Annotated in this window: 7 protein-coding genes; 1 reads left to right on the forward strand and 6 read right to left on the reverse strand. The window is 46.3% G+C overall.

Features of this window, described 5'->3' with window-relative positions; genetic code table 11:
* Nucleotides 1-14: 14 nt before the first annotated feature.
* From I3248_RS06390 to ffh, 5 genes are all read right to left on the reverse strand, one after another.
* Nucleotides 15-254 (reverse strand): hypothetical protein, encoded by a 240-nt coding sequence (locus tag I3248_RS06390; protein ID WP_201557405.1) that lies wholly within the window; start codon nucleotides 252-254, stop codon nucleotides 15-17.
* A gap of 60 nt (nucleotides 255-314) precedes the next feature.
* Entirely contained in the window at nucleotides 315-1,175 is an 861-nt protein-coding gene (locus I3248_RS06395) for a class I SAM-dependent methyltransferase (RefSeq protein ID WP_238063006.1), read from the reverse strand.
* Nucleotides 1,165-2,007: an undecaprenyl-diphosphate phosphatase gene (locus I3248_RS06400; protein ID WP_238063007.1), complete on the reverse strand. Its 843-nt coding sequence runs from the start codon at nucleotides 2,005-2,007 to the stop codon at nucleotides 1,165-1,167. Before I3248_RS06400 ends, I3248_RS06395 begins: the two co-directional genes overlap by 11 nt.
* A 217-nt stretch (nucleotides 2,008-2,224) precedes the next feature.
* The gene (tsaB, locus tag I3248_RS06405; RefSeq protein WP_238063013.1) at nucleotides 2,225-2,941 is read right to left on the reverse strand and encodes a tRNA (adenosine(37)-N6)-threonylcarbamoyltransferase complex dimerization subunit type 1 TsaB; all 717 of its coding nucleotides are present in this window, start codon (nucleotides 2,939-2,941) and stop codon (nucleotides 2,225-2,227) included.
* 133 nt (nucleotides 2,942-3,074) lie between these two features.
* Nucleotides 3,075-4,628, reverse strand: coding sequence for a signal recognition particle protein (ffh, locus tag I3248_RS06410; protein ID WP_238063008.1), 1,554 nt, complete (start codon nucleotides 4,626-4,628; stop codon nucleotides 3,075-3,077).
* A 412-nt stretch (nucleotides 4,629-5,040) separates the two neighbouring features.
* Between ffh and ccsA the strand changes: the two genes are divergently transcribed.
* Nucleotides 5,041-5,832, forward strand: coding sequence for a cytochrome c biogenesis protein CcsA (ccsA, locus tag I3248_RS06415; RefSeq protein WP_238063014.1), 792 nt, complete (start codon nucleotides 5,041-5,043; stop codon nucleotides 5,830-5,832).
* Between the two features lie 108 nt (nucleotides 5,833-5,940).
* Here ccsA and purU read toward each other — a convergent pair whose 3' ends face one another.
* Nucleotides 5,941-6,870, reverse strand: a complete 930-nt coding sequence (purU, locus tag I3248_RS06420) for a formyltetrahydrofolate deformylase (RefSeq protein WP_238063009.1) — start codon at nucleotides 6,868-6,870, stop codon at nucleotides 5,941-5,943.
* Between the last annotated feature and the right edge of the window lie 196 nt (nucleotides 6,871-7,066).

Consider the following 7,066-nt stretch of genomic DNA (forward strand, 5'->3'; position numbering starts at 1 on the left):
AACTTTGATGCTCTTTATAGGTTCTCATACAGACTATTGGCTTCGATTAACGATAACTCAGGATACTGCTTACGTAATGTCTTGATTGCTGCAACTTTATTGTCTTGGACGTTTTGCTGACGTAGATAGGTCATATATTCTTGCGGACTGCGTAGCTTTTTAAGCTCGCCTTCTAAACGCAAAATACGGGTGCGCAAAAATATATTTATTAATAATAATGCGGCTCCTACCGCCCAAACTATGATGGTTAACATCGCTCTCTCCTAAGCTGACTGCTACTAAAGATCAATATAAACATAATGACTCATATTCCACTAAACGAAATAACCATCAAAGCGGACGGCTGCATTATGCCAACTTTCATCGGGATTTTGCTGAGCCAAAAATGGCGCTTGCTGCGGACGCTTAACAATGACTCGGCCTTGACCTGCTTGATTATCAGCTACTACGGCCTGCGCGTTATTGAGTAGTGCTTTTTCTTCGTCTAAAGTCGGCGGATGAGCGAGGTGATGCAGCGCTTGCATCTGCTTGCCTACTTTTGCGCCTTTGCCAGTCTTACTATCTTGATAGCTGTCTTCTGGAAACATCGGATCTAAATAAACGACATCAACGGCTACGGCTTGGTCAGTCGTGTTTTTTTGCAATCGAGCAAAATAACTTAGCGCGTCCGTGTTGATAATAGTTAAGCGCGCCATCAGTTTTTGCCAATTGGGCTGCGCGCTCATCCGCTGCTGCTCACTGAATAGTAATAATGCCATCAACGGCTGCTGCTCAAGCATGGTGACTTGAGCACCGGTGCTGGCCAATATCAAACTGTCATGACCGAAACCTGCGGTTGCGTCTATCACTTGGCTGTCTGCGCTGATTTTTGCCGCCCTTAATATCAGCTCCGACTTACGCCCGGCGCTCACTACCCGCCGCTGCAATTTATCCCACTCTGGTGCTACGCTGAGACCATCCTTTAATAAGGATAGTTTGTTTTTGTTATCCAATAACAAAGCGGCTTGCTCGCCTTCAGCATTTAGTGCTGCTAACCGCTGTTTTATTTTACCTTCAATGCGCTCTACATCGAGCGTTATTGGCAGTTTATTATCAGCAATTAATGTCTGCAGGCGCTCAACAGCGGTAAGCTGCGAGTGATCAACATAAAGTAGTTTTATCGTTTTATCCGGCAAACTGATACCCAAACACCCAAGCCGCTAGTAACACGATGACGCCGGTGACAATGCGTAACCAAGCAAAAATAGTAAAGTCGCGGCGACTCACCCAAGCGACAAGCCAGCGAATACATAGTAGCGCTACGATAAAGGACGCGACCGTGCCTATCGCTAATACCAGCCAATCTTCACTGCTAGCCAGTACCTCATGATGCTTCGCTAAATCAAGCAAGCCTGCACCAACGATCACTGGGATACCCAAAAAGAAGGAAAACTCTGCCGAAGCCTTACGCGAAACGCCAAGCCAAAGCGCACCGATAATGGTTGCGCCCGAGCGCGAGGTGCCTGGTATTAACGCTAAACATTGACATAGACCTATCATTAGCGCGGTCTTAAAACTCACCTCTTCTGCCTCTTTGGCGATAATCGTTTTCGGGCGCTTTTCGACATAAAATATCAGCAGACCACCGATGATGAGCATAATAGCGACAACAATAGGGTTAAACAGGTACGCCTTGATCTGATCGGCGAAAGTAAAGCCAACGATCATCACCGGAATAGTGGCGACAATCAAACTAAGCCCAAGCTGACGCGGATTGGCCATCGTCTCAGATTTACCGGTTATCAGCCCCATCAGCGCTTGCCAGAGTCTACCCCAATAGTCGTAAATGACCGCGAGAATAGCGCCTAGCTGTACCACGACGACGAACAGATCGACCTTTTCTTTGGTCCAAAAGCCCATGATATCAGCAGATAAAATCAGATAGCCGGTGCTAGAGATGGGTAAAAACTCAGTGATACCTTCAACGATACCCATGATGACGGCTTGAATAAATAAAATAATGTCCACGTACGCTTTCCTAACCACAGACGTAGCGTCTGCTCGATATGATGATATAGTTAATTAAAAACAAAGCTGTCATAAATTGAAGGGCGCTACTGGCATAAACCCTCCTTGCGTGCTGCTTTTATTCGATGCTGTGCAAAATTCATCCCAGTAGCGCTACAACATTTTTATATTGAAAATTTTTTTGTTAAAAAAAACAAATAGATAACCGTTAAGCCCCTTAAGCTTTGCCTTGCTCTTTTAGAGTCTTCCAAGCCTGATTACGCAGATACTTTGGCAATGCGCCTGCCGCCTCTGTACCGCCCTCCGCCATAAACTTTGCGATACCAATTTGGCCAATGATCACCGCATCTGGCCAAATATCGTCATGCATGATTTGCTCATCTTGCAAAGTGAGCAAGCTTGCGCCATTGCCTACTATCGGCAAATTATTATCCGTTTGACGCTCATAATCTAATAAGCGCTCCGTACCGTTCTCTTCATCCGCATTACCTTTAGCAGTAGTCAACATGGGCTGCATAATCGCACTTCGACTGTCGTTATCTGCTAGCGCATACTCACCAAAGTATACTTGCTGCATACGCGCATCAAGAGCACTATAAACGTGCGTTAAGCCGTATTGCTGATATGCACTCTGCGCGATAGCCTGCAAACTCGATACGCCGACACAAGGCAAATCATGCGCCACCGATAGCGCTTGTATCACCGCAGTATTGATACGAATACCACTAAAAGCGCCTGGGCCACGATTGAATATCAGTGCCCGCATATCGCTAAGCGGCAAGTCGCTAGCCTGCAAAGCCGCTTCTATCATCGGCAGTATTTGCCGCGTTTGCTCACGTTTGCCTTTTTCGGTTTGGCTAAAGACAACTTGCCCTTCGCCATCCAATATGGCGACCGAACACTGATCAAACACGGTATCCATAGCTAAAAACATCATGACCTCGGCTTATGTTAAAGACTTCATTTTTTGCTAGCAAATTGGTAGTTATAAATAGCGCTTATCATAACACAAAGCCTCAAAGCTAAAGCTAGCTTTGAGGCTTTGTCATGCATCACTATAATATTTATTAAAAGCGCTTTTTAAAGCCCTTTGGCATCTGATTTTGCATATCCGCCATTTGCTTTTGCATGTCTTCCGCGCTTGGCATATTGTTAGGATCGAGACCCATCTGCTTAGCCATTTCGGCTTGATTGACATTTTTCATGCCGCCTTGCCCTTTGGCACTACCGCCGCCGAATAACGGACCACCGCCACCCGCTGCGCCGCCACCGCCCATTAGCCCTTGCATCGACTTCATCATTTTACTGATGCCTTCTGGCTTTGAGATCATTTTCATCATCTTTGCCATTTGCTTGTGCTGCTTGAGCAAACGGTTGACGTCTTGAATCTCACGCCCAGAGCCTGCGGCAATACGGCGCTTGCGGCTTGGGTTGATCTTATCTGGGTTTTTACGCTCAAACGGCGTCATCGAATTGATAAGCGCTTCCATCTCACGCACTTTTTCTTCAGGCTTAGCGTCTTCGACGGCCTTTTGCATATCAGAGCCGCCCATACCCGGCATCTTATCTAAAAACCCTGCCATACCGCCCATACTCTTCATTTGCTGAAACTGGGTCAATAGATCCTCAAGGTCGAAGTCACCGCCCTTTTGCATCTTTTTCGCCATTTTTTCAGCTTTATCACGGTCAATCTTTTGCTCGACCTCTTCTACTAGGCTGAGTACGTCACCCATGCCAAGGATACGCTGGGCGATACGCTCAGGATGGAAGGCCTCAAGCGCGTCTAACTGCTCGCCGCGTCCTAAGAACTTGATAGGCTTACCGGTGATAGCGCGTACTGATAACGCCGCACCGCCGCGCGCATCACCATCAGTTTTGGTGAGGATAACGCCCGTTAATGGCAGCGCATCGTTAAAGGCCTTAGCGGTATTAGCCGCATCTTGCCCAGTCATGGCATCAACGACGAACAGCGTCTCAGACGGATTGACCGCCGCAGTCAGCGCTTTAATTTCGTTCATCATCGCCTCATCGATGGCAAGGCGGCCGGCGGTATCGATGATCAAGATGTCTTGATATTGAATTTTTGCCTCTTCGATAGCGCGCTTGGCAATTTCAATTGGATCTTCTTCCACCGTAGAATTGACAAACTTAGCATTCACTTGCCCGGCGACTTGCTCAAGCTGCTTAATCGCTGCCGGGCGATAGACGTCGGCTGAGACTAGCATGACTTTTTTCTTTTGTCGCTCTTGTAGGTATTTGGCAAGTTTACCGGCAGTGGTGGTTTTACCCGCGCCTTGTAGGCCTGCTAATAGATAGACAACCGGCGGTTTACCAGTCATCTCAAGCGTTTGGTTAGCACTGCCCATCATCTCGGTCAGCTCGTCATGGACGATTTTGACAAAGGCCTGACCTGGCGCTAGCTCTTTTAGCACCTCAGCACCCAGTGCCTGCTCTTTGACACGTTTGACAAAGTCACGGGTGACAGGTAGCGCCACATCGGCTTCTAACAATGCCATACGCACTTCGCGCAGCGTGTCTTTAATATTGTCTTCGGTAAGCTGTCCGGTACCAGCGATATTGCGCAAACTCGATGATAAGCGTTCGGTTAAGGTATCAAACATAAGTATGTCTCGTATTTCAGTGAATGTTTTAACGTGTTCTGTGTTCTGTAGCTTATAACAAATAAATGATTACTAAATAGGGATTGGACTTTATAGACCAGCTTCGTACATCAGCGGTAACGAGCCATTGCTAGTTTAACTCGACATAATAGTCCTAAAGCGAGAATAAAATAAAGGTATAGCTAATCCACTATAAAATAAATACAGTGCTACTGTAGCTGTACTCTTTGTCTTTAGGATGAGCTATATCAAAACTTATAGCAAAAATAATAAATGAGATGATTCTCAATTAGGGACCATTTTATGATAAATTGAACGATTATTCTAATCATATCATTTTAGCAGTCGCTTGAGCGCCGCTAAGTCATAATAGCGATAGTTTTGCGCCGCTGCTACTTCATGAGGCATGCCTGTGTTACTTGCGTTTGTGATTGCCAGTACGGCTTATATTGTGGTCAGTCTTTATATCGGCTGGGCGTTGACGACGAATAGAGTTATCCATAAATCCGTTAGCCTTGCGCTGCTATTAATCGGGATGCTTGCTCATGCAGTGCTGCTATATCCTTATATTGTCACGCTTTATGGTTTAAATTTTAATCTATTTAACGTCCTTAGTCTAACCAGTTTGTTTTTCTTACTTTTTTACGTGCTGTTCTCATTGTACCGCCCTATTATCAGTTTAGGGATTTTGGCGGCGCCTACTGCATTGCTAGGCATGACCGCAGGCTATGTCGGCCGTGCCCCCTATCAGCCCATTACCGATATCAGCCTCGGGCTTGAGACCCATATTTTACTGTCGCTGGCGGCCTATTGTGTGCTCTTGATGGCGGCGGTGCAAGCACTGTTTTTACGGCTACAAATCCGTGAGCTTAAGCACAAAACCATCCACCGATTTTGGGTCAATAAGCTGCCATCTCTACAAAGTATGGAGAGCTTGTTGTTTGATATGCTCTTAGTTGGCTTTGTCTTGCTGAGTATCGCGCTGGGGATTGGCTTTATTTACGTACAGGACTTGATGGCACAGCACATCGCCCACAAGACCGTGTTTAGCCTGCTGTCTTGGTTGTTATTTGGTGGCTTATTATTCGGTCATTGGCGCTCAGGCTGGCGCGGCAAACGTGCGGCCAACATCACCATTTATGCTTTTATCCTACTGGCTATTGGCTTTGTTGGTAGCAAGTTTGTATTAGAGATGCTGCTATAGTTGGTATTTTCAAGCAGCAAACATAAAAAGGCCGCCAGTCATAATAGAAAATGACTGGCGGCCTTTTTACTGACTTACAGTGATTTCAGCACTATTTAATTAAATACCTTAATTAAACACCACGGTTTTATTACCCGCTACAATCACGCGGTTTTGTACATGCCAGTTGACTGCACGTGCCAAGACATTGCGCTCGATATCACGGCCAATAGCGCGCAGCTCCGCCACGCCCTGACGATGGGTGACGCGGTGTACGTCTTGCTCGATGATAGGCCCTTGATCGAGCTCGGCGGTGACATAGTGCGCTGTTGCACCGATAAGTTTGACACCTTTGTCATAAGCCTGACGATAAGGGTCGGCACCGACAAACGCTGGCAAAAATGAGTGATGGATATTAATCACCTGCATCGGCCAGCGTTTGACAAAATCGGACGACAATATCTGCATATAACGCGCCAATACCAATAAGTCATTGCCTGCCATCAGCGTATGAATCTGCTCTTCGGCATCTGCTTTGTTGTCTTTAGTCACAGGTACATGATGGAAAGTGATGCCAAAGTTTTCTACCGCTTGGCGCAGGTCAGGATGGTTGCTGACCACACACGTAATATCACAATCGAGCAAGCCGCGCTGATGACGCCATAATAAGTCCAATAATGCATGATCGAACTTTGACACCAAGATACCGACCTTGGTCTTGATGGCATTGTTGTGTAGCCGCCACGTCATGTTGTGGCGCTTAGCAACCGTATGCGCAAAGCTGGCCTCAAAGTTATCCATAATTTCGCTCAAGCCTGCCAAAGCAAACTCTAAACGCATAAAGTACTGCCCGCCCTCATGCGCGGTGGAGTACTGATCCAAGGTGATGATGTTCGCGCCATAGCGATGGATAAACTCAGATACCGCTTGGACGATGCCCGCTTGGTCGCGGCACTTAATGAGTAGCGTCGCGGTATCAATAACATCAGTAGATAGTACATTTTGAGAAGTTTTGCTCGACTTTATGCTTGCTGTAGCAGTCGTGGTATTGTCTGACATAGTGCGCCCAATATAAAAATGATGACTGATCGCTGAAGTGACTGACAGCGTAGTAAACTGGTTATTTTAATCTTTTTTGCGATGCTTTGCTGAGCGAGTTAGTTGTTTTTGGTTATTTAGGATGATTTATATATTTAGGGACTTAGATTAACACACCAAGTGCAACGCTAATTAATATTATAGAACGCCTGCATAG

Origin of the sequence: Psychrobacter sp. Ps3 (assembly GCF_022129275.1) — a bacterium.
GTDB classification, from domain to species: Bacteria; Pseudomonadota; Gammaproteobacteria; order Pseudomonadales; family Moraxellaceae; genus Psychrobacter; species Psychrobacter submarinus.